General features: G+C 72.5%; 15 protein-coding genes and 1 riboswitch. Of the genes, 10 read left to right on the top strand and 5 right to left on the bottom strand.

The window, feature by feature from the left end; translation table 11 throughout:
• Window positions 1–56: 56 nt before the first annotated feature.
• The gene (locus QWM81_RS01150) at window positions 57–533 is read left to right on the top strand and encodes a DUF485 domain-containing protein (RefSeq protein ID WP_290109455.1); all 477 of its coding nucleotides are present in this window, start codon (window positions 57–59) and stop codon (window positions 531–533) included.
• Window positions 530–2,140 (top strand): monocarboxylic acid transporter, encoded by a 1,611-nt coding sequence (locus QWM81_RS01145; RefSeq protein ID WP_290109454.1) that lies wholly within the window; start codon window positions 530–532, stop codon window positions 2,138–2,140. The genes QWM81_RS01150 and QWM81_RS01145 overlap by 4 nt, the downstream gene beginning before the upstream one ends.
• 55 nt (window positions 2,141–2,195) lie before the next feature.
• Here the strand turns inward: QWM81_RS01145 and QWM81_RS01140 are convergent, their stop codons facing one another.
• Both QWM81_RS01140 and QWM81_RS01135 read right to left on the bottom strand, forming a co-directional pair.
• Window positions 2,196–2,876, bottom strand: a complete 681-nt coding sequence (locus tag QWM81_RS01140; protein ID WP_290109453.1) for a DUF7342 family protein — start codon at window positions 2,874–2,876, stop codon at window positions 2,196–2,198.
• A complete protein-coding gene (locus QWM81_RS01135; protein WP_290109452.1) occupies window positions 2,873–4,618 on the bottom strand; it encodes a sensor histidine kinase in 1,746 nt (581 codons plus the stop codon). Before QWM81_RS01135 ends, QWM81_RS01140 begins: the two co-directional genes overlap by 4 nt.
• Before the next feature lie 349 nt (window positions 4,619–4,967).
• Here QWM81_RS01135 and QWM81_RS01130 point away from each other — a divergent pair, with 349 nt between their 5' ends.
• On the top strand, window positions 4,968–6,029 hold the full coding sequence (locus tag QWM81_RS01130) for a CobW family GTP-binding protein (RefSeq protein ID WP_493660863.1): 1,062 nt from the start codon (window positions 4,968–4,970) through the stop codon (window positions 6,027–6,029).
• A gap of 11 nt (window positions 6,030–6,040) precedes the next feature.
• On the opposite strand, the gene QWM81_RS01125 is transcribed toward QWM81_RS01130, so the two are convergent.
• Window positions 6,041–8,494 carry a DNA gyrase/topoisomerase IV subunit A gene (locus QWM81_RS01125; protein ID WP_290109449.1) on the bottom strand — a complete coding sequence of 818 codons (2,454 nt, stop codon included), beginning with the start codon at window positions 8,492–8,494 and terminating at the stop codon, window positions 6,041–6,043.
• A gap of 203 nt (window positions 8,495–8,697) precedes the next feature.
• Between QWM81_RS01125 and QWM81_RS01120 the strand changes: the two genes are divergently transcribed.
• The 4 genes from QWM81_RS01120 (at window position 8,698) to QWM81_RS01105 (ending at window position 13,700) form a co-directional block, all read left to right on the top strand.
• The gene (locus QWM81_RS01120; RefSeq protein WP_290109448.1) at window positions 8,698–10,050 is read left to right on the top strand and encodes a M16 family metallopeptidase; all 1,353 of its coding nucleotides are present in this window, start codon (window positions 8,698–8,700) and stop codon (window positions 10,048–10,050) included.
• A gap of 26 nt (window positions 10,051–10,076) precedes the next feature.
• Window positions 10,077–11,444 carry a M16 family metallopeptidase gene (locus tag QWM81_RS01115; protein ID WP_290109536.1) on the top strand — a complete coding sequence of 456 codons (1,368 nt, stop codon included), beginning with the start codon at window positions 10,077–10,079 and terminating at the stop codon, window positions 11,442–11,444.
• A gap of 394 nt (window positions 11,445–11,838) precedes the next feature.
• Window positions 11,839–12,001: riboswitch (cyclic di-AMP (ydaO/yuaA leader) on the top strand.
• 13 nt (window positions 12,002–12,014) lie between these two features.
• Window positions 12,015–12,800: a M23 family metallopeptidase gene (locus QWM81_RS01110; protein ID WP_290109447.1), complete on the top strand. Its 786-nt coding sequence runs from the start codon at window positions 12,015–12,017 to the stop codon at window positions 12,798–12,800.
• A gap of 201 nt (window positions 12,801–13,001) precedes the next feature.
• Window positions 13,002–13,700: a GntR family transcriptional regulator gene (locus QWM81_RS01105; protein ID WP_290109446.1), complete on the top strand. Its 699-nt coding sequence runs from the start codon at window positions 13,002–13,004 to the stop codon at window positions 13,698–13,700.
• Between the two features lie 326 nt (window positions 13,701–14,026).
• Here the strand turns inward: QWM81_RS01105 and QWM81_RS01100 are convergent, their stop codons facing one another.
• On the bottom strand, window positions 14,027–14,308 hold the full coding sequence (locus QWM81_RS01100) for an HPr family phosphocarrier protein (RefSeq protein ID WP_003993478.1): 282 nt from the start codon (window positions 14,306–14,308) through the stop codon (window positions 14,027–14,029).
• A 173-nt stretch (window positions 14,309–14,481) separates the two neighbouring features.
• Between QWM81_RS01100 and QWM81_RS01095 the strand changes: the two genes are divergently transcribed.
• From QWM81_RS01095 to QWM81_RS01085, 3 genes are all read left to right on the top strand, one after another.
• A complete protein-coding gene (locus QWM81_RS01095) occupies window positions 14,482–17,409 on the top strand; it encodes a GNAT family N-acetyltransferase (RefSeq protein WP_290109445.1) in 2,928 nt (975 codons plus the stop codon).
• A 206-nt stretch (window positions 17,410–17,615) separates the two neighbouring features.
• On the top strand, window positions 17,616–18,200 hold the full coding sequence (locus tag QWM81_RS01090) for a DUF5998 family protein (RefSeq protein ID WP_290109444.1): 585 nt from the start codon (window positions 17,616–17,618) through the stop codon (window positions 18,198–18,200).
• Window positions 18,200–19,405 carry an alkaline phosphatase family protein gene (locus tag QWM81_RS01085; protein WP_290109443.1) on the top strand — a complete coding sequence of 402 codons (1,206 nt, stop codon included), beginning with the start codon at window positions 18,200–18,202 and terminating at the stop codon, window positions 19,403–19,405. The genes QWM81_RS01090 and QWM81_RS01085 overlap by 1 nt, the downstream gene beginning before the upstream one ends.
• Before the next feature lie 369 nt (window positions 19,406–19,774).
• On the opposite strand, the gene QWM81_RS01080 is transcribed toward QWM81_RS01085, so the two are convergent.
• Window positions 19,775–20,836, bottom strand: coding sequence for an alpha-hydroxy acid oxidase (locus QWM81_RS01080; RefSeq protein ID WP_290109442.1), 1,062 nt, complete (start codon window positions 20,834–20,836; stop codon window positions 19,775–19,777).

The following is a 20,836-nucleotide window of genomic DNA, read 5'->3' as shown; positions in this document are numbered from 1 at the left end:
TCTGTCCATCCTTGTGCACGCGGCCGAAACGGTTCGCCGACAAGGAGAGTTGAGCGGTGGAGAACAGGGAAGGACCCGACGCCACGGCGGTGCGGATCGACGACCCGTGGTACGACGCGCTGGCCTCCGGCTGGGGTGAGGCGGACGGTACGGGGACGCCGGCCGCCGTGGTGCCCGGACCCGCCGAGCCGCCGCGGGACCGGCGCAGCGCGGCCGAGATCTACCTGGAGGTGCAGCGCAGCGCGGCCTTCCAGGAGGTACGCGGCCGCTACCGGCGCTTCGTCGTGCCGGCCACTCTCGCCTTCCTCGCCTGGTACCTGGCGTATGTCGTGGCGGCGACCGCGGCGCCGGGGCTGATGGCCCGCCCGGTGGCGGGGGCGGTGAATGTGGCGATGGTCGCCGGGTTGGCACAGTTCCTCACCACGTTCGCGCTGACCTGGGCGTACGTACGCCATGCCCGGCTGCACCGGGACCGTGCCGCGCTTGACCTGCGGTGGGACACGCAGGAGCTGACCCGGGAGGCCGGGCGGTGACCGGAGACCACCAGACCCTGGCGCTGCTGCTGTTCAGCGCGTTCATCGCGGTCACCCTCGGGATCACGACATGGGTGAGCCGCAACCGGCGCGGTTCCGCGGAGGAGTTCTACGCCGGAGGACGGCTGTTCTCGCCCATGGAGAACGGTTTCGCCATCGCCGGTGACTACATGTCCGCCGCCTCCTTCCTGGGCATCTCCGGCCTGATCGCCCTCTACGGCTACGACGGCATGCTCTACTCGGTGGGCTTCCTCGTCGCCTGGCTCGTGGTCCTGCTGCTGGTCGCCGAACTCGTACGCAACTGCGGCCGGTTCACGCTCGCCGACGTGATCGCGGCGCGGATGCGGGAGCGGCCGGTGCGGATCGCCGCGGGAACGTCCTCGGTCACCGTGTCCGTTCTCTATCTGGTGGCGCAGATGGTGGGGGCCGGCAGCCTGGTAGCGCTGCTGCTGGGCGGCACGAGCGAGGCGGCGCGCTCGTGGACCGTGATCGGCGTGGGCGCACTGATGGTGATCTATGTGTCCTGGGGAGGGATGCGGGCCACCACCTGGATCCAGATCGTCAAGGCCGTGCTGCTGATGGCAGGCGCCACCGCGCTCACCGTGCTCGTCCTGCTGCGCTTCCACGGCGACGTCAACCAGTTGCTCACCACCGCGGCCGAGCGCAGCGGCCACGGACGGGAGTTCCTCTCACCGGGGCTGAAGTACGGCGGGGACTGGACCGCGCGCCTGGACTTCATCAGCCTCGGTCTGGCGCTGGTCCTCGGCACCGCCGGGCTGCCGCACATCCTGTCCCGCTTCTACACCGTGCCGACCGCGCGGGCCGCCCGTCGCTCGGTCGTCTGGTCCATCGGTCTCATCGGCAGCTTCTACCTGATGACGATCGTCCTCGGCTTCGGCGCCGCGGCGCTCGTCGGCACCGACGAGGTACGGGCGTCGAACGCGGCCGGGAACACGGCGGTTCCGCTGCTGGCCCTGGACCTGGGCGGGGGAGCGGGCTCGACCGGGGGAGCGGTGCTGTTCGCGGTGGTCGCCGCCGTGGCCTTCGCGACGATCCTCGCCGTCGTCGCGGGCATCACGCTCGCCTCGTCGGCGTCGGTCGCGCACGATCTGTACGCCTCGCTGAAGCGGAAGCGGAACGGGAGGCGGAGGGGCGGGAAGCGGTACAGCGAGGTGGTGGTGGCGCGGGTGGCCGCCATCGGCATCGGCGCGGTCGGGATCGGTCTGGGGCTGCTGGCCCGGGACCTGAACGTGGCGTTCCTGGTCGGCCTCGCCTTCGCGGTCGCCGCGTCGGCGAACCTGCCGGTCCTGCTCTACGCCCTGTTCTGGCGGAACTTCACCACGCGCGGGGCGGTCTGGTCGGTGTACGGAGGCCTGGTCCCGGCCGTGCTGCTGGTGCTGCTCTCGCCGGTCGTCTCGGGCAGCCCCGAGGCGCTGTTCCCCGGCGTGGACTTCCAGCTCTTCCCGCTCCAGAACCCGGGCGTGGTCTCCATCCCGCTGGGGTTCCTGGCCGGCTGGCTCGGTACGGTGACCTCGCCGGAGCCTCCCGACGAGGCGAAGCACGCCGAGACGGAGGTACGGGCGCTGACGGGCGCGGGCGCGGTGTAGGGCTGGGGACCGGGCTGGGGGTGGGACCGGGCCGGGCTGGGGGCCGTGGGGCCCTTCAGGACACCGCCGCCCATACGTAGCGGTGCTCCGGGCGGCCGGTCTCGCCGTACTTGAGCGACAGGCGCACCCGGCCCGCCCGCTCCAGCAGCTTCAGATACCGCTGGGCCGTCTGCCGGCTGACCCCCGCTCGCTCGGCGATCTCCTGGGCGGACAGCGGCCCGTCCGCCGCCAGCAGGACCTGCCGTACGAGCTCCGCCGTGGTGGGGGAGTGCCCCTTGGGCAGGTCAGGGGCGCCCGAACTCACCGACAGGGCGCCGAAGATCCGGTCCACCTCGGCCTGCTCCGCCTCACCGCCTCCGTCGAGCGTCCGGCGCAGCGCCGCGTACGCCTCCAGCTTGGGCCGCAGGCCCGCGAAGTTGAACGGTTTCACCAGGTACTGGAGCGCGCCGTGGCGCTGTGCCGCCTGGACGGTGGCCACGTCGCGGGCAGCCGTCACCATGATCACGTCAGTCTGGTGGCCGCGCCGGCGCAGTTCCCGTACGACCGCGAGCCCGTTCTGGTCCGGCAGGTAGTGGTCGAGCAGGATCAGGTCGACCGGAAGCTCCTCGATCCGGGCCAGCGCTTCGGCCGCCGTATGGGCCAGGGCGACGACGTCGAAGCCCGGCACCTTGGCCACGTACGCGGCGTTGATCTCCGCGACCCGGATGTCGTCGTCCACGACCAGGACGCCGATCACCGCGACGCTCCGGGGAGGGCCGGGCCCGCTTCCGCCGTCGCGCCGCTCGCCGCCGCCTCGTCCTGACCCACGGCGCCCACAGCTTCCGCTGCCTCCGCCGAGGCGTCCGTCAGGGCCTCCGGCAGTACGACGGTGAACTCCGCTCCGCCGCCGGGAGCCTGGGTCACCCGTGCGCTGCCCCCCTGCCGCTCCGCGAGGCGGCGCACCATGGCGAGTCCCAGCCCGCGTCGGCCACCGTGCGCGGGCCGGTCCTTGGTCGACCAGCCCTCCGTGAAGATCAGCTCCCGCCGCTCGGGCGGCACTCCGGGCCCGCTGTCGATGACCCTGAGCACCGCCGTACGTCCCTCCGCCCGGAGCTCGACCTCCACGAGCGGCTCCCCGGACCCGGCCGCGGCGTCGACCGCGTTGTCGACCAGATTGCCGAGGACCGTCACCAGTTCGCGCGGCTCGACCAGCCGGTCCGGCAGCAGCGTCCCAGGGGCGAGGCGCAGCGAGACGCCGCGCTCGGCCGCGACCGTGGCCTTGCCGACGAGCAGCGCGGCCAGCAGCGGGTCGTGCACCTTCTCGGTGACCTGCTCGGCGGTGGCCCGGTGCACGCCCACCACCTCGGTGACGAACTCCACCGCCTCCTCGTGCATCTCCAGCTCCAACAGCCCGAGCAGGGTGTGCAGACGGTTGGCGTGCTCATGATCCTGCGCCCGCAGTGCGTCGATCAGGCCGCGCGTGGAGTCCAGCTCCCGCCCGAGCCGCTCCAGTTCGGTCCTGTCGCGCAGCGTGGCGACGGCGCCGCCGTCGTCCGTCGGCATCCGGTTGGCGATCAGCACCCGCTGCCCGCGCACCGTCACCAGATCCTCGCCCGTGACCCGGCCGGCCAGGACGTCGCTCGTGCGGCCCTCGCCGAGCACCTCCTCCAGCGGCCGCCCGGTGGCCTCGGGCCCCACGCCGAGCAGCCGCTGTGCCTCGTCGTTCATCAGCCGGATGCGTCCCGTCCGGTCCAGCGCCACGACGCCCTCCCGGATGCCGTGCAGCATCGCCTCACGCTCGGCCAGCAGCGCCGAGATGTCCGAGAAGGCCAGGTCATGGGTCTGCCGCTGGAGGCGGCGGGAGATCAGGTACGCGGCCAGTGCCCCGACCGCCAGGGCCCCGCCCGCGTAGGCGAGCAGCCCCGGAATCGCCGCCAGCAGCCGGGCGCGGACGCTGTCGTACTCGATGCCGACCGACACCGCGCCGACGATGCCGCCACCGGCGTCGCGCAGCGGAACCTTTCCGCGGGCGGAGCGGCCCAGCGTGCCGCTGTCGATCTCCATGACGTCCTTGCCCGCGAGGGCCTCGCTCGGGTCGGTGGAGACGACCTTGCCGATCTGGGCGGGATCGGGGTGCGACCAGCGCACTCCGCGTCTGTCCATGATCACGACGTACTCGGCGCCCGTGGCCTTCCTGATCCGCTCGGCCCGCGCCTGCACGGGCCCGGCGGCGCTCGGCGGCGTACCCGTCAGGTCGCCGGCGACCTCGCTCGACGCGGTGGTCTCGGCGATGGCCAGCGCACGGCGCATCGCCTGGTCGTCCAGCTGGGCGCTGAGCGGCGCCAGGAACAGGCCGGTCGCCAGCACCGTCACCCCGAGGACGATGACCAACTGCATCAGCAGCACCTGCGAGAAGACCCGCTGCGGCCACCCGAACCGCCGACGCGGCGCGGACCCCCGCGCGGGGGGCACGGGGGACGAGGTCGGTGCCGGGCTCATGCAGGAACGGTAAAGGGCTCGGCCGCCTTGACGAAATGTCCAGCGTCACGCCGCCTGTCCGGGCCGCGCCTCCGCTCCCCCGTCCCGGTCCCGTCCCGGTCGCGCCTGTCCGGTCCCCCGTCCCCGTCCGGTCCGCCCCGGTCCCGTCCGGTCCGTCCCGTCCCCGTCGGGTCCGTCCCGTCCCCGTCGGGTCCGTCCCGTCCCCGTCGGGTCCGTCCCTGTCCCCGTCCCGGCCCCGTCCCGGCCCCGTCCCCGCCCCGGTCCCGTCCCCGTCCGGTCCCGTCCCGGCCGGGCGGCTGGGGCCCGCCTATCCTGAGGGCCGCAAGCCGCCGAACGAGAAGGGTGTCCCTTGAGCAGCGTGCAGCAGATCCCCGTCGTCGTCCTGTCCGGCTTCCTGGGATCGGGAAAGACGACCCTGCTCAACCATCTGCTGCGCAGCGCCAGAGGCACCCGCATCGGCGTCATGGTCAACGACTTCGGTTCGATCGAGATCGACGCCATGACGGTCGCCGGCCAGGTCGGCTCCACCGTCTCCCTCGGCAACGGCTGCCTGTGCTGTGCCGTCGACGCCAGCGAGCTCGACACCTACCTGGAGACCCTCACCCGGCCCTCCTCCCGCCTCGACGTCATCGTCATCGAGGCGAGCGGGCTCGCCGAACCCCGGGAACTGGTGCGGATGATCCTCGCCAGCGACAACGAGCGGGTGGTGTACGGCGGGCTGGTCCAGGTCGTCGACGCCGCCGAGTTCGACACCACCCGGGCCCGGCACCCCGAGACCGACCGCCACCTCGCCATCGCCGACCTCGTCGTCGTCAACAAGGCCGACCGCGTGGACCCCGACGAGTTGCGCCGGGTCCACACCGCCGTCGCCGAACTGGCCGACCGCGCCGCGGTGATCGACGCGGCGTACGGCCGGGTCGACCCCGAGCTGCTCTTCGACCGCGCCGCACGCTCCGACGACGACCGCGGTCCCCGCCAGCTGACCTTCGAGGACCTGGACGATCTGTACGCCGTCGAGGACCACCACCCGCACGCCGCCTACGAGACGGTCTCGTTCACCGCCGCGGAGCCCATGCACCCCCGCCGGCTGCTGGACTTCCTCGACTCCCGCCCCGAGGGCCTGTACCGCATCAAGGGGTTCGTGGACTTCGGCGACGCCGACCCCGCCAACCGCTACGGCGTCCACGCCGTCGGCCGCTTCCTCCGCTTCTACCCCGAGCCCTGGCCGCGCGGCGAACAGCGCCTCACCCAGCTCGTCCTGATCGGCTCGGGCACGGATGGCGAGGCGCTCCACAAAGCCCTGGACGGCTGCCGGGTGACCGGCCCGCAGGACGCCCCGGAGGAGCACAGCATGTGGGGCGTCCTGCGCTACGTACCCGAGCGGCCGGAGCAGGAGCAGCCGGAAGGGTGACCCGGAGGGTGTTACGACGCCGGGCCCGCGACCACGTCGACCGGCTTCGCCAGCGGCGTGCCCGAGCCGTCGCGGCGCGGGTCCATCTCCGGCAGGTCCACCGGCGTGCCGTTCTTCTGGGCCGCGCGGGCCGGGGCCGCGCCCGCCCAGGCCAGGACCAGCACGTCCTCGCCCTTCAGGAATCGGTGGCAGCGCACACCGCCCGTCGCGCGGCCCTTGCGCGGGTACTGGTCGAACGGCGTCAGCTTCGCCGACGTACCCGCCGGGCCCTCCAGCGTGCCCGTCGAACCGGCCACCGTGAACACCACCGCGTCCTGAGCCGGATCCACCACGGTGAACGAGATCACTTCGGCCCCGGCCGCCAGCTTGACACCGGCCATACCGCCCGCCGGACGGCCCTGCGGCCGCACCTGGGAGGCCGGATACCGCAGCAGCTGGGCGTCGGAGGTGATGAAGACCAGGTCCTCCTCGCCCGTGCGCAGCTCGGCCGCGCCGACAATGCGGTCACCCTCCTTGAGGGTGATGACCTCCAGCTCCTCCTTGTTGGCCGGATAGTCCGGCACCACGCGCTTGACCACGCCCTGCCGCGTGCCGATCGCCAGGCCTGGCGAGGACTCGTCCAGCGTCGTCAGGCACAGGACCGTCTCGTCCTTCTCCAGCGTCAGGAACTCCGACAGCTGCGCCCCGCCCGACAGGTTCGGCGCGGACGCCGTGTCCGGCAGCTGCGGCAGATCGATCACCGACAGCCGCAGCAACCGCCCGGCGGACGTCACCGCGCCGACCTCGCCGCGCTGTGTCGCGGGCACCGCCGAGACGATCACATCGTGCTTGGTCCGCCTGCCGCCGCTGTCCGGCAGCGGCTCACCGCTCGCCGTACGCGCCAGCAGGCCCGTCGAGGACAGCAGCACCCGGCACGGGTCGTCCGCGACCTCCAGGGACGCCGCCGCGACCGGCGTGCCCGCCGACTCCAGCAGCACGGTGCGCCGCTCGGTGGCGAACTTCTTCGCCACCGCGCCCAGTTCCGAGGAGACCAGCTTGCGGAGCTCGGCGTCCGACTCCAGGATCCGGGTCAGCTCGTCGATCTCCTGGTTGAGCCGGTCGCGCTCGCTCTCCAGCTCGATCCGGTCGAACTTGGTCAGCCGGCGCAGCGGGGTGTCCAGGATGTACTGCGTCTGGATCTCGCTCAGCGAGAAGTGCGTGATCAGCCGCTCCTTGGCCTGCGCCGAGTTGTCGCTCGACCGGATGAGGCGGATGACCTCATCGATGTCGAGCAGTGCGACGAGCAGGCCCTCGACCAGGTGCAGCCGGTCGCGCTTCTTGCCGCGCCGGAACTCGCTGCGGCGCCGTACGACCTCGAAGCGGTGGTCGAGATAGACCTCCAGCAACTCCTTGAGGCCCAGCGTGAGCGGCTGCCCGTCCACCAGCGCCACATTGTTGATGCCGAAGGACTCCTCCATCGGCGTCAATTTGTACAGCTGCTCCAGGACGGCCTCGGGGATGAAGCCGTTCTTGATCTCGATGACCAGCCGCAGCCCGTGCTCCCGGTCGGTGAGGTCCTTGACGTCCGCGATGCCCTGGAGCTTCTTGGCGGCCACCAGGTCCTTGATCTTGGCGATCACCTTCTCCGGGCCGACCGCGAAGGGCAGTTCGGTCACGATCAGGCCCTTGCGGCGCGCCGTGACGTTCTCCACGGTCACCGTCGCGCGGATCTTGAAGGAGCCGCGGCCCGTCTCGTACGCGTCCTTGATGCCGGACAGGCCCACGATCCGGCCACCGGTCGGCAGGTCGGGCCCCGGAACGTACCGCATCAGGGTCTCCAGGTCCGCGCCCGGGTGCCTGATCAAGTGCCGGGCGGCGGCGATGACCTCGCCCAGGTTGTGCGGCGGCATGTTGGTCGCCATACCGACCGCGATCCCGGACGCGCCGTTGACCAGCAGGTTCGGGAAGGCCGCGGGCAGCGCGACCGGCTCCCGCTCCTGGCCGTCGTAGTTGGGCGTGAAGTCGACGGTGTCCTCGTCGATCGACTCCGTCATCAGGGACGTCGCGTCGGCCATCCGGCACTCCGTGTACCGCATCGCTGCCGGAGGGTCGTCGTTGCCGAGCGAGCCGAAGTTCCCATGGCCGTCCACCAGCGGCAGCCGCATCGAGAACGGCTGCGCCATGCGCACCAGCGCGTCATAGATCGACGCGTCGCCGTGCGGGTGCAGCTTGCCCATCACCTCGCCGACGACCCGGGCGCACTTGACGAAGCCGCGCTCCGGCCGCAGCCCCATCTCGTTCATCTGGTAGACGATGCGGCGGTGCACCGGCTTCATGCCGTCGCGGGCGTCCGGCAGGGCCCGGGAGTAGATCACCGAGTACGCGTACTCGAGGAAGGAGCCCTGCATTTCGTCGACGACGTCGATGTCGAGGATGCGCTCCTCGAAGTCGTCGGGCTGCGCGGTCTTCGTGCTGCGGCGGGCCATCGCGGCTGCGCTCCTTCACCAGGCAAAGGCTGATCTGTCGCCGACCATTGTGGACCGTCCCACTGACAACGCCGACCTCGACCCGGAAGAGGGACGGATCGGGGATCCGGGAACTTCGCCAGGCGTCAGTGCGCTTGCATACAGTGGCAGGACTTCCGCAGCACCGACTTTTCCACACCGCGATCGAAGGGACGTACATGCCCATGGGTCACACGGCCACAGCCCAGGCCGGCTCCGGCGGCCTGACAGCGACCGAGCACCGGCTGGCCAACGGCCTGCGCGTGGTGCTCTCCGAGGACCACCTGACCCCGGTCGCCGCGGTCTGCCTCTGGTACGACGTCGGCTCGCGCCACGAGGTGCCGGGCCGCACCGGCCTCGCCCACCTCTTCGAGCACCTGATGTTCCAGGGGTCGAAGCAGGTCCAGGGCAACGGCCACTTCGAGCTGGTCCAGGGCGCCGGCGGCTCCCTCAACGGCACCACCAGCTTCGAGCGCACCAACTACTTCGAGACCATGCCCGCCCACCAGCTGGAGCTGGCCCTGTGGCTGGAAGCCGACCGGATGGGCTCCCTGCTCGCCGCGCTCGACGACGAGTCCATGGAGAACCAGCGGGACGTCGTCAAGAACGAGCGCCGCCAGCGGTACGACAACGTGCCGTACGGCACGGCCTTCGAGAAGCTGACCGCCCTCGCCTACCCGGAGGGCCACCCCTACCACCACACCCCGATCGGTTCCATGGCCGACCTGGACGCGGCCACCCTGGAGGACGCGCGGAACTTCTTCCGCACGTACTACGCGCCGAACAACGCCGTCCTGTCGGTGGTCGGTGACATCGACCCCGAGCAGACACTCGCCTGGATCGAGAAGTACTTCGGCTCCATCCCGCCCCACGACGGCAAGCAGCCGCCGCGGGACGGGACGCTTCCGGAGATCATCGGGGAGCAGCTGCGCGAGGTCGTCGAGGACGAGGTCCCGGCCCGCGCCCTGATGGCCGCCTACCGGCTCCCGCACGACGGCACGCGCGAGTGCGACGCCGCCGACCTGGCCCTCACCATCCTGGGCGGCGGCGAGTCGTCCCGGCTGCACAACCGCCTGGTGCGCCACGACCGCACGGCCGTGGCGGCCGGCTTCGGCCTGCTGCGGCTGGCCGGGGCGCCCTCGCTCGGCTGGCTGGACGTGAAGACGTCCGGCGGCGTCGAGGTGCCGGACATCGAAGCGGCTGTCGACGAGGAGCTGGCCCGGTTCGCCGCCGAGGGGCCCACGCCCGAGGAGATGGAGCGCGCCCAGGCCCAGCTGGAGCGCGAGTGGCTGGACCGGCTCGGCACGGTCGCGGGCCGCGCCGACGAACTGTGCCGGTTCGCCGTGCTGTTCGGCGACCCGCAGCTCGCGCTGACGGCCGTCCAGCGCGTCCTGGACGTCACCGCCGAGGAGGTGCAGGCGGTCGCCAAGGCCCGGCTGCGCCCCGACAACAGGGCCGTGCTGGTGTACGAACCCGTCAGCGCCGAGCAGGGCGACGCCGACCACAGCGACCAGGAAGAAGAGGGGGCCGACCAGTGAGCGACGCCGCCGTGTCCTTGACGTCCATGGAGTTCCACCCGCAGCCCCGGCCCGGCATCGCCCGGCCCTGGGCCTTCCCCGCCCCCGACCGCGGCACGCTCGGCAACGGCCTGACCGTGCTGCGCTGCCACCGCCCCGGCCAGCAGGTGGTGGCCGTGGAGATCTTCCTCGCCGCCCCGCTGGACGCCGAGCCCGAGGGCCTCGACGGCGTCGCCACGATCATGGCGCGGGCCCTGTCGGAGGGCACCGACAAGCACTCGGCGGAGGAGTTCGCCGCCGAGCTGGAGCGTTGCGGTGCCACCCTCGACGCGCACGCCGACCACCCGGGCGTACGGGTGTCCCTGGAGGTCCCGGTCTCCCGCCTGGGCAAGGCCCTCGGGCTGGTCGCCGAGGCGCTGCGCGCGCCCGCGTTCTCCGACAGCGAGGTCGAGCGCCTCGTCCGCAACCGGCTCGACGAGATCCCGCACGAGATCGCCAACCCCTCGCGCCGCGCCGCCATGCAGCTCTCCAAGGAGCTCTTCCCGGCCACCTCGCGCATGTCCCGGCCCCGCCAGGGCACCGAGGAGACCGTGCGCGGCATCGACGCCGCTGCCGTACGCGCCTTCTACGAGACCCATGTGAAGCCCGCCACCGCCACCGCGGTCGTCGTCGGTGACCTGACCGGCGTGGATCTCGACGCGGTGCTCGCCGACACCCTCGGTGCCTGGACCGGCGACGCGGCCGAGCCTCGCCCCGTACCGCCGATCACCGCCGACGACACCGGCCGGGTCGTGATCGTGGACCGGCCCGGCGCCGTGCAGACGCAGTTGCTCATCGGCCGCATCGGCCCCGACCGGCACGACCGCGTCTGGCCCGCCCAGGTGCTCGGCACGTACTGCCTGGGCGGCACCCTCACCTCGCGTCTGGACCGCGTCCTGCGCGAGGAGAAGGGCTACACCTACGGCGTACGGGCCTTCGGCCAGGTCCTGCGCTCCAGCCCCGAGGGCAACGGCGCGGCCATGCTCGCCATCAGCGGCTCGGTCGACACGCCCCACACCGGCCCGGCGCTCGACGACCTGTGGAAGGTGCTGCGCACCCTCGCCGCCGAGGGCCTGACCGACGCCGAGCGCGAGACGGCCGTGCAGAACCTGGTGGGCGTCGCCCCGCTCAAGTACGAGACCGCCGCCTCCGTCGCGGGCACGCTCGCCGACCAGGTCGAGCAGCACCTCCCGGACGATTTCCAGGCGCAGTTGTACGCGCGCCTGGCCGAGACCGGCACCGTGGAGGCCACCGCGGCGGTCGTCAGCGCGTTCCCGGTGGACCGTCTCGTCACGGTCCTCGTCGGCGACGCGGCACAGATCAAGGAGCCCGTCGAGGCGCTCGGGATCGGTGAAGTGACGGTGGTCACCGGCTGATTGACGCCGCCTCGGACGCGTCCTTACGACACGACGTCCGCGACACGACGTCCGCGACACGGCATCCGGACACGGCGTCCGGACATGGCGTCCGCGACACGGCATCCGGACACGGCGTCCGGACATGGCGTCCGCGACACGGCATCCGGACACGGCTCCGGACACGGCTCCGGCCGGCCGGGTCGGCCCGGGACCGGCCTGGGGCGCGGCCTCTCCGAGGGCCCCGGCATCGCACCGATGCCGGGGCCCTCGCCATATGTCCGTTTTATTGCGGAGGTTCGGTGTCTGCCCTGTGGCGTGCGCTACAAAAAACCGTGTCCGTTTGGTGATTGAAAGATCGGCCGCTTAGCGTCTGATGCGCTGTCCGACCGGTACCCGCCGCGCCCGCGGCACCGGACAGCCATCGCCGAGTCCCCGAAGGCGCGAGCCTGGGGAGCCGGGGACCCACTCAGTCCCTGGGGTGAATCGGATGCCTTCGCCACCGCGTGGAGGGGTCCGTAGGAGACCTTCCTGCTCCGAACCCGTCAGCTAACCCGGTAGGCGAGAAGGAAGGAAAGGATCAGCCACTTCATGGCGTTCACCCGTGCCACCGGGAAGCACCGTGCCCCGAGCCGCCTGAGCCGTAAGAGCGCACACGTCGCCGGCGTCGCGGCCATCGCCACCACCGGCGTCATCGGATCCCTCGCTTCCCCGGCGTTCGCCGCCGACACGGACACCTCTCGTTCCCTTGAGGACACCGGCCTCAACCAGGCGGTCATCACCGACACGCTCGCCGAGCAGGTCGACGCCCAGGCCGAGGCCCAGGAGCGGGAGGCCGCGGAGGCCGCCGCCAAGGCGGCGGCCCAGGCGAAGGCCGAGGCGGAGGCGCAGCGCAAGGCGGAGGCCCGCGTCAAGGCGGCCCGCGAGGCCAAGGAGCGTGCCGACCGCGAAGCCGAGCGCAAGCGCCTCAGCTCCTTCACGCTTCCCGTCGCCGGCTCGTACGTCAGCACCGGCTACCAGACCGGCGGCGCCATGTGGTCCTCCGGCAGTCACACGGGCATCGACTTCCACGCCGCCTCCGGCACCAAGGTCGTGTCCGTGGGCCTGGGTACCGTCGTCGAGGCCGGCTGGGGCGGCGCGTACGGCAACAACGTCGTGATCCGGATGAACGACGGCACGTACACCCAGTACGGCCACCTGTCCTCCATCAGCGTCTCGGCCGGCCAGACCGTCATGCCGGGCCAGCAGATAGGCCTCGCCGGCTCGACCGGCAACTCCTCCGGGCCGCACCTGCACTTCGAGGCCCGTACGAGCGCCGAGTACGGCTCGGACATCGACCCGGTCGCGTACCTGCGCTCGCACGGCGTCAACGTCTGACCTCCGACGCTCTTCCGCGAAGGCTGACGCTCGGCCCCGGCTCGGATACGAGCCGGGGCCTTCGTCGTGCCACGTGGCCACGTGTCCAAAAAGAACTCCATGGATTCCGGGGAGGCATCGGAAATCCCGGCCCGCTGCAATAGAGTCACCGAACAGGCGCCAATCAGGTGAGTTTCGCGCGGATTACGTCGGAGGTTCAGTATGCGCATTCCAGCGCACTCGGTATGCACGGCGATCCGCGACGACATCGTCACCGGTGTGTTCGAGCGCGGCAGCCGGCTCACCGAGGAACAGCTGGCACGCCGCTACGGGGTCTCCCGCGTCCCGGTCCGCGAGGCGCTGCGCACCCTGGAGTCGGAGGGCTTCGTCACCAGCCGCCGCCACGCCGGCGCGTGTGTCGCCGAGCCGACCGAACAGGAGGCCGCGGACCTGCTGGAGATGCGTACGCTGCTGGAGCCGCTCGGCGCCGCACGCGCCGCCCAGCGCCGCACCGAGGCGCACCTCAAGGTGCTGCGCGGCCTGGTCAGACTGGGCCAGGAGCGCGCCCGCCGCGGCCAGGGCGAGGACCTGCGCTCGCTGGGCGGCTGGTTCCACGAGACGCTCGCCCAGGCGTCCGGCAGCCCGGCGCTCACCGCGCTGCTCACCCAGCTCCGGCACAAGATCGCCTGGATGTACGTGGTCGAGCAGCCCGCCCAGCCGGTGGAGGTGTGGGCCGAGCACGGCGCGATCGTCGACGCCGTGGCGCGCGGCGACGCGGAACGCGCCAGGGCGCTCACCGCCCTGCACGCGGAACGCTCGCGGGCCGAGCACCGGCTGCGGCGGCCGGACCGCCCCGAGCGGCCGGCCGGCCGTGTGAGGACTTCGCAACCTCGCGTAAACACCGCGAGCGCCGGTAATTAACAGCGGCACCGTATACAAAGACGGGGGCAATTCCTGTCGCGGAATTCCGCGCGCCCCATAAATGGCCGGGCCTGAGCAAAAGGGACCCGGGTTGCGCCCGAAAAGCGCTCATCCCTGCCGGAAAGTGGCTCGGCCTTGCCTGCACAGCGGCTCGACCAGATGCGAAGCGCTCGGCCTTGCCCGGAAATCGCCCGACGTTGCCCCGCAATCGGCCGGTCTCGCCGGAGGGTTCCGGACGCACCCTCGCGTGGCGACAGAAAACGGAGCCGTACCGCCCGCTCGTGCGGGGGTACGGCTCCGTCCCGTTGTGGCCTGCCCGGTGGGGGTCAGACGGTCTCGGGGAGCTCCTCAAGGCCTTCGGAGACCAGCTTCGCCAGGCGGTCCAGGGCGGCGTCCGCGCCCTCCGCGTCCGAAGCGAGCACGATCTCCTCGCCGCCCTGCGCACCCAGGCCCAGCACCGCGAGCATCGACGCGGCGTTGACCGGGTTGCCATCTGCCTTGGCGATCGTCACGGGGACGCCGGCGGCCGTGGCGGCACGGACGAAGATGGAGGCGGGGCGGGCGTGCAGGCCCTCGGCCCAGCCGACGTTGACGCGGCGCTCAGCCATGGTGTTGCCCTTCGAGTCTCAGGGTTGTCTAGACCAGTGTCCCGGTCAGTCTCTCATGTCCCGCGGGCTGCTCGGACCGGCCCCGGCACGGCCCGGCGGCCGACCGGTCCGCCTCACCACGCCTTGTCCACAGCACCTCCGCGACCGGCCGCCCGCACCGTACCCTGGGGCCCATGCGGACCCCGTCGGAGCAGCCGGAACACGTATACCCCGACCACTGGGAAGCCGACGTGGTGCTGCGGGACGGCGGCACCGCGCGGATCAGGCCGATCACCACGGATGACGCAGACCGTCTGGTCAGCTTTTACGAGCAGGTCTCCGACGAGTCGAAGTATTACCGGTTCTTCGCACCCTACCCCCGGCTGTCCGCGAAGGATGTGCACCGTTTCACGCACCACGACTACGTGGACCGCGTGGGACTGGCGGCCACGGTCGGCGGCGAGTTCATCGCCACCGTCCGGTACGACCGGATCGACGCGCAGGGGCACCCCGCGAGCGCGCCCGCCGACGAGGCCGAGGTCGCCTTCCTCGTCCAGGACGCCCACCAGGGCCGGGGCGTTGCCTCCGCGCTGCTGGAGCACATCGCGGCGGTGGCCCGCGAACGCGGTATCCGGCGCTTCGCCGCCGAGGTGCTGCCCGCCAACAGCAAGATGATCAAGGTGTTCACGGACGCCGGATACACGCAGAAGCGCAGCTTCGAGGACGGCGCCGTACGCCTCCACCTCGACCTGGAGCCCACCGACCGGTCCCTCGCCGTGCAGCGCGCCCGCGAGCAGCGCGCCGAGGCCCGCTCCGTGCAGCGGCTGCTCGCGCCCGGCTCGATCGCCGTCGTCGGCGCGGGCCGCACCCCCGGCGGGGTCGGCCGCACCGTCCTGCGCAACATCCTCGACGCCGGGTACACCGGCCGTACGTACGCTGTGAACCGCGCCCTCCCCCAGGAGGCGGGGGAGATGGACGGGGTGCCCGCGTTCCGCTCGGTCGCCGACATCGGCGAGGCGGTCGACCTCGCCGTCGTCGCCGTGCCGGCCGAGCGGGTCCCCGAGGTCGTCGCCGACTGCGGCGAGCACGGCGTCCAGGGGCTGGTGGTCCTGTCCGCCGGGTACGCCGAGCAGGGCGCCGAAGGCCGCGAGCGCCAGCGTGAACTGGTCCGCCAGGCCCGCTCGTACGGGATGCGCATCATCGGACCCAACGCCTTCGGCATCATCAACACGGCCGAGGCCGTGCGCCTGAACGCCTCGCTCGCGCCGCATCCGCCGACACCGGGGCGGATCGGACTGTTCACCCAGTCCGGTGCGATCGGCATCGCCCTGCTGTCGGGGCTGCACCGGCGCGGGGCAGGCCTGTCGACCTTCATCTCGGCGGGCAACCGCGCGGACGTCTCCGGCAACGACTTCCTGCAGTACTGGTACGACGACCCGGACACCGACGTCGTGCTGCTGTACCTCGAATCGATCGGCAACCCGCGCAAGTTCACGCGGCTCGCCCGGCGTACGGCGGCGGTGAAACCGGTCGTCGTGGTCAAAGGCGGCCGGCACAGCGGCAGCGCGCCGCCCGGACACGCCGTACCGGTCACCCGCATCCCGCACACCACGGTCTCCGCGCTGCTGCGGCAGGCCGGGGTCATCCGCGTCGACACGGTCACCGAGCTGGTCGACGCGGGCCTGCTGCTCGCCGGGCAGCCGCTCCCGGCGGGCCCCCGCGTGGCGATCCTGGGCAACTCGGAGTCGCTGGGCCTGCTGACGTACGACGCGTGCCTGACGGAGGGCCTCCGGCCGCTGCGGCCGCGCGACCTGACGACGGCGGCGACGCCGCAGGACTTCCGTACCGCTCTGGCCGGGGCCCTCCAGGACGACGCCTGTGACGCGGTCGTGGTCACCGCGATCCCCTGGGTCGGCGAGAACGGGGCGACCGAATCCGGCGACGGCGAGGTCCTGGCCGAGGCGCTGCGGGCGGCGTCAGCGACCGCGCCGGCCAAGCCGGTCGTGGTGGTCCACGTGGAGATGGGCGCCCTGGCCGACGCCCTGGCGGCCGCCACGAGCACGGCCCCGCCGCGCGCGGGCTCCGGCGACGGCCCGCCGTCCTCCCCCACGCAGCGGCAGCCCGCGCCCCCCACCGCCGCTCCCGGCACCCCCGGCACCCTCGCCGCTCCGGGCACCCCCGGCGCTCCGGGCACCCTCGCCGCTCCCGGCGCCCCCGGCACCCCTGGCGCCCCCGGGGCCCCGGACAGCCGGCACCGCATCCCTGCCTACCCCGCCGCCGAGCGTGCCGTGCGCGCGCTGGCCGAGGCCGTCAGGTACGGGCAGTGGCGCCGGCAGGCCGCCGACCCCGGGCGCGTACCCGAGTACGAGGGCATCGACGAGACGGGAGCCGCCGCGCTCATCGAGCGGACGCTCGCCCAGGACGTGGACGAGCGGGGCATCACCCTCGCCCCCGACGACGCCCGCGAGCTGCTCGGGCACTACGGCATCGCCGTCCTCCCCGCGCTGCCCGCACCCACCGCCGACGACGCCGTCCGCGCCGCCGCCCGCCTCGGCTACCCCGTCGCGCTCAAGACCACCGCCCCGCACCTGCGCCACCGCCCCGACCTCGGCGGCGTCCGCCTCGACCTGGCCACCGAGGAGCAACTGCGCGCGGCCTACGCGGAGCTGACCGACGCCCTCGGCAAGCCCGAGGAGCTCCAGCCGGTCGTCCAGGCCATGGTCCCGCGCGGCGTCGACACCGTCGTCCGCGCCGCCATCGACCCCGCTGTCGGCGCCGTCCTGTCCTTCGGGCTCGCGGGCGCGGCCTTTGAACTGCTCGGCGACACCGCGCACCGGCTCGTCCCCGCCACGGACCGGGACGTCGCCGAACAGATCCGCTCCATCCGCACCGCGCCGCTCCTCTTCGGCTGGCGCGGCTCAGCGCCCGTCGACACCCCCGCCCTCGAAGAGCTGCTGCTGCGCGTCTCCCGGCTGGTCGACGACCACCCGGAGATCGTCACCGTCAGCCTGGAACCGGTGGTCGTCGCTCCACGCGGCCTGTCCGTACTAGGCGCCACCGTCCGCCTCGCCCCGCCCCCCGCCCGCACCGACCTGGGCCCTCGCCGCCTCCCCAGCTACTGACCGCCACCCGGACGCGCCTCGCCACCCGGACCCGCCCCGCCACCCGGGCCGGCCTCGCCACCCGGGCCACCTCGCGGTCCCGGGCCCGCCCCGCCCTGCCGCCCGGGCCCGCCCCGCCGTCCCGGGCCGCTCCGGCGCCTCGGAGCCCCGCTGTCACCGCCGCCGAGCGTCCCGCGCAGTCACCAGCCCCCCGTAGGATGGAGCCCATGGCGAAGACCGGTACGACCACCCAAGGGCTGCGCGCGGCGATCGAGCGCAGCGGCTACTACCCGGCCCTCGTGGCCGAGGCGGTGGAGGCCGCCGTCGGTGGTGAGCCGATCGCCTCGTACCTGGTGCATCAGGAGACCACCTTCGACGCCAACGAGGTGCGCCGTCACGTCACCGTCCTCGTGCTGACGGCCAACCGGTTCATCGTCAGCCACACCGACGAGCAGAACGCCGACACCAGCTCCCCGACGCCCTACGCGACCACCTCCACCGAGTCGGTCAAGCTCGGCCGGATCTCGTCGGTCGTGCTGAGCCGCGTCGTCGCCAACCCCGAGTCGTACACGCCCGGCACGCTGCCCCGCGAGGTGGTCCTCACCATCGGCTGGGGCGCCGTCTCCCGTATCGACCTGGAGCCGGCCGCCTGCGGCGACCCGAACTGCGAGGCGGACCACGGCTACACCGGCAACTCCACCGCCGATGACCTCAGCCTGCGCGTCAGCGAGGCCGGCGACGGCCCCGAGACGGTCCGCCAGGCCCTCGCCTTCGCCCAGGCGCTCTCCGAAGCCACCGCGGCCACCCGCTGATGGTCCAGCCCACGACGACCGCCGCCGCCTGGCCCGAAGAGCCGGTGCCGCTCGGCCTCGACACCGCGCCGGTCCCCGAGTACGGCTCCGGTTCCCTCGCCGACCTGCTGCCGACGCTCGCGGCGGGGCTGGGCGTACCCGGCTTCGAGCACCGCATCGCCGAGCTGACGCCGGCCGATCGGAACTGCGTGTTCCTGATCGACGGCCTCGGCTGGGAGCAGATCAAGGCCCACCCGCACGAGGCCCCGTACCTGACCTCCCTCCTCGGTGGCTCCCGCGGTGGCACGGGACGGCCCATCACCGCCGGCTTCCCCGCCACCACCGCTTCCTCACTCGCCTCGGTGGGTACGGGTATGCCTCCCGGGCGGCACGGCCTGCCCGGCTACACGGTCCGCGACCCCGCGACCGGGGAGCTGATGAACCAGCTGCGCTGGAAGCCCTGGACGTCGCCGCACGACTGGCAGCCGTACCCCACCGTCTTCCAGCTCGCCGACGAGGCCGGGGTCCACACCGCGCAGGTCTCCTCCCCGACCTTCCGGGACACCCCGCTCACCAAGGTCGCGCTCAGCGGCGGAACGTTTCACGGGCGCCTCACCGGCGAGGAGCGCATGGACCTGGCCGCCGAGCAACTGGCCGCCGGAGACCGCTCGCTGGTCTACACGTACTACAGCGAGGTCGACGGCAGCGGTCACCGCTTCGGCGTCGACTCCGACGCCTGGCGCGGCCAGCTGATGTGCGTCGACCGGCTCGTCCAGCGCCTCGCCGAGCAGCTTCCCCCCCGCACCACGCTGTACGTCACGGCCGACCACGGCATGATCGACATCCCGTTCGACGAGCAGTCCCGGATCGACTTCGACGAGGACTGGGAGCTGCGCGCCGGAGTCGCCCTCCTCGGCGGCGAGGGCCGCGCCCGCCACGTCTACGCCGTGCCCGGCGCCGAGTCCGACGTCCTGGCCTGCTGGCGCGAGGTGCTCGGCGAGCAGTTCTGGGTGGCGAGCCGCGACGAGGCCATCGCGGCCGGCTGGTTCGGCCCGGACATCGACGAGCGGGTCTACGGCCGGATCGGCGATGTCGTTGCCGCCGCCCACGACGACGTTGTGATCACCGCGTCCGTCAACGAGCCGCACGAGTCCGCGATGGTCGGCATGCACGGTTCGATGACGCCGGTGGAGCAGCTCGTCCCGCTCCTCGAAGTCCGCTCGTAAACCCTTCCACCCCTCACCGTCACTGACCCCGAAAGGTCAGACCAGATTTGAGCGGAACAGGACGTTTTTCTCCTGAGATCACCGGAGCTCCGAACAACCAGTGCCGGGCATAGCCGGTTCGCCGCCTGGCAAGGGAGTCGGATCCAACGTCTCTTGCACTTCAGCGAGGCCCAGAGGCCCCCGACGGCCACGTCACCATGCCGTGCAGGCTCTGGTCGGTCACCGAGGACCGCATCCGTCTCATCGGCCGCGAGCCGTTGAAGCGTTGGGCGGTCGACCGCCAGCCTCTCCGCGAGGTACTCACTCCGAACCGTTTACCTACCTAGTCACTCCCAAAAATCCGTACATGGTGGGTGGTCAAGCAGAAGCTCACCCGTGGAGGAGGCTCCCGTCGATCTCCGCGACCCGGGGCGCGCCGGCCAGGGCCATGGCCGTCGACAGTTGTGTGCGGTATGACTCCAGCAGCGCGGTCACGCCGGCGGCGCCGTCGAGCGCGAGTGCCCACAGCACCGGGCGTCCCACGAGGACGGCGCGGGCCCCAAGGGCCAGGGCTACCAGTACGTCCGTGCCCGTCCGGATGCCGCCGTCCACCAGGACGGGAACGGCGTCGCCGACGGCCCGGGCGATCGCCGGCAGAGCGTCGGCCGTGGCCATGGCGCGGTCGAGCTGGCGGCCCCCGTGGTTGGAGACGATGACCCCTGCCGCGCCCGCCGCCACGCACGCCAGCGCGTCGTCCGCCCGCAGCACGCCCTTGACCAGCACCGGAAGACCGGAGAGTTGATGCAGTTCGCCGATCGCGTCCAGACCGAGGGACGGGTCCTGCTCCCAGCCAGGGAGCCGGGACCCGAGCCCGACCAACCGGCACAGCTCGTCGTCCTGGGGCAGGGGCAGTGGCAGCTGGGGCGTGGCTTTCGGTGGAACGTACGGCGCGTCCACCGTCAGGACCAGGGCCCGGGCCCCGGCCGCGGTGGCCCGTTCGACCTGTCGGCGCGTGATGCCGGGGTCCCGCAGCCAGTAGACCTGGTACCACCAGGGACCGGCGGCCGCCGCGACGTCCTCCGGGTACCGGGTGGCCCGGGAGGAGAGCACCATCAGGGAGCCGGCCGCTGCGATGCCCGCGGCCGTCGCGACCTCGCCTTCGTCATGTGCCATCCGCTGTAAAGCGGTCGGCGCGGCCAGGACCGGCGAGGCGAGCCTGCTGCCCAGCAGTTCCACAGCCGTGTCCACGTCGGACACGTCCCGCAGGACCCGCGGGGCGAACCGCCGGGCCCGCCAGGCCCCGACGGCCTCCGCCGTACTGATCTCCTCATTGGAGCCGGCCGCGTAGAAGTCGAAGGCAGCGGCGGGCAAGACGGCGCGGGCCAGCTCCTGCAGCCCGACCGCCGCCGAGATCCGAGGGGAGGCCGGAAGACCGACCGGACCACTCGTCAT

Origin of the sequence: Streptomyces ficellus (assembly GCF_030406405.1) — a bacterium.
Classification (GTDB): domain Bacteria; phylum Actinomycetota; class Actinomycetes; order Streptomycetales; family Streptomycetaceae; genus Streptomyces; species Streptomyces ficellus_B.
The sequence above is the reverse complement of the archived record's forward strand: the minus strand, read 5'-3'. Positions and strand labels throughout refer to the sequence as shown.

Bases quoted from the DNA above. Each gene is read 5' to 3' on its own strand.
- QWM81_RS01135 (WP_290109452.1), bottom strand. From the start codon at position 4,618: ATGAGCCCGGCACCGACCTCGTCCCCCGTGCCCCCCGCGCGGGGGTCC.
- QWM81_RS01125 (WP_290109449.1), bottom strand. From the start codon at position 8,494: ATGGCCCGCCGCAGCACGAAGACCGCGCAGCCCGACGACTTCGAGGAG.
- QWM81_RS01120 (WP_290109448.1), top strand. From the start codon at position 8,698: ATGGGTCACACGGCCACAGCCCAGGCCGGCTCCGGCGGCCTGACAGCG.
- QWM81_RS01115 (WP_290109536.1), top strand. From the start codon at position 10,077: ATGGAGTTCCACCCGCAGCCCCGGCCCGGCATCGCCCGGCCCTGGGCC.
- QWM81_RS01110 (WP_290109447.1), top strand. From the start codon at position 12,015: ATGGCGTTCACCCGTGCCACCGGGAAGCACCGTGCCCCGAGCCGCCTG.
- QWM81_RS01105 (WP_290109446.1), top strand. From the start codon at position 13,002: ATGCGCATTCCAGCGCACTCGGTATGCACGGCGATCCGCGACGACATC.
- QWM81_RS01100 (WP_003993478.1), bottom strand. From the start codon at position 14,308: ATGGCTGAGCGCCGCGTCAACGTCGGCTGGGCCGAGGGCCTGCACGCC.
- QWM81_RS01095 (WP_290109445.1), top strand. From the start codon at position 14,482: ATGCGGACCCCGTCGGAGCAGCCGGAACACGTATACCCCGACCACTGG.
- QWM81_RS01090 (WP_290109444.1), top strand. From the start codon at position 17,616: ATGGCGAAGACCGGTACGACCACCCAAGGGCTGCGCGCGGCGATCGAG.
- QWM81_RS01085 (WP_290109443.1), top strand. From the start codon at position 18,200: ATGGTCCAGCCCACGACGACCGCCGCCGCCTGGCCCGAAGAGCCGGTG.
- QWM81_RS01080 (WP_290109442.1), bottom strand. From the start codon at position 20,836: ATGACGAGTGGTCCGGTCGGTCTTCCGGCCTCCCCTCGGATCTCGGCG.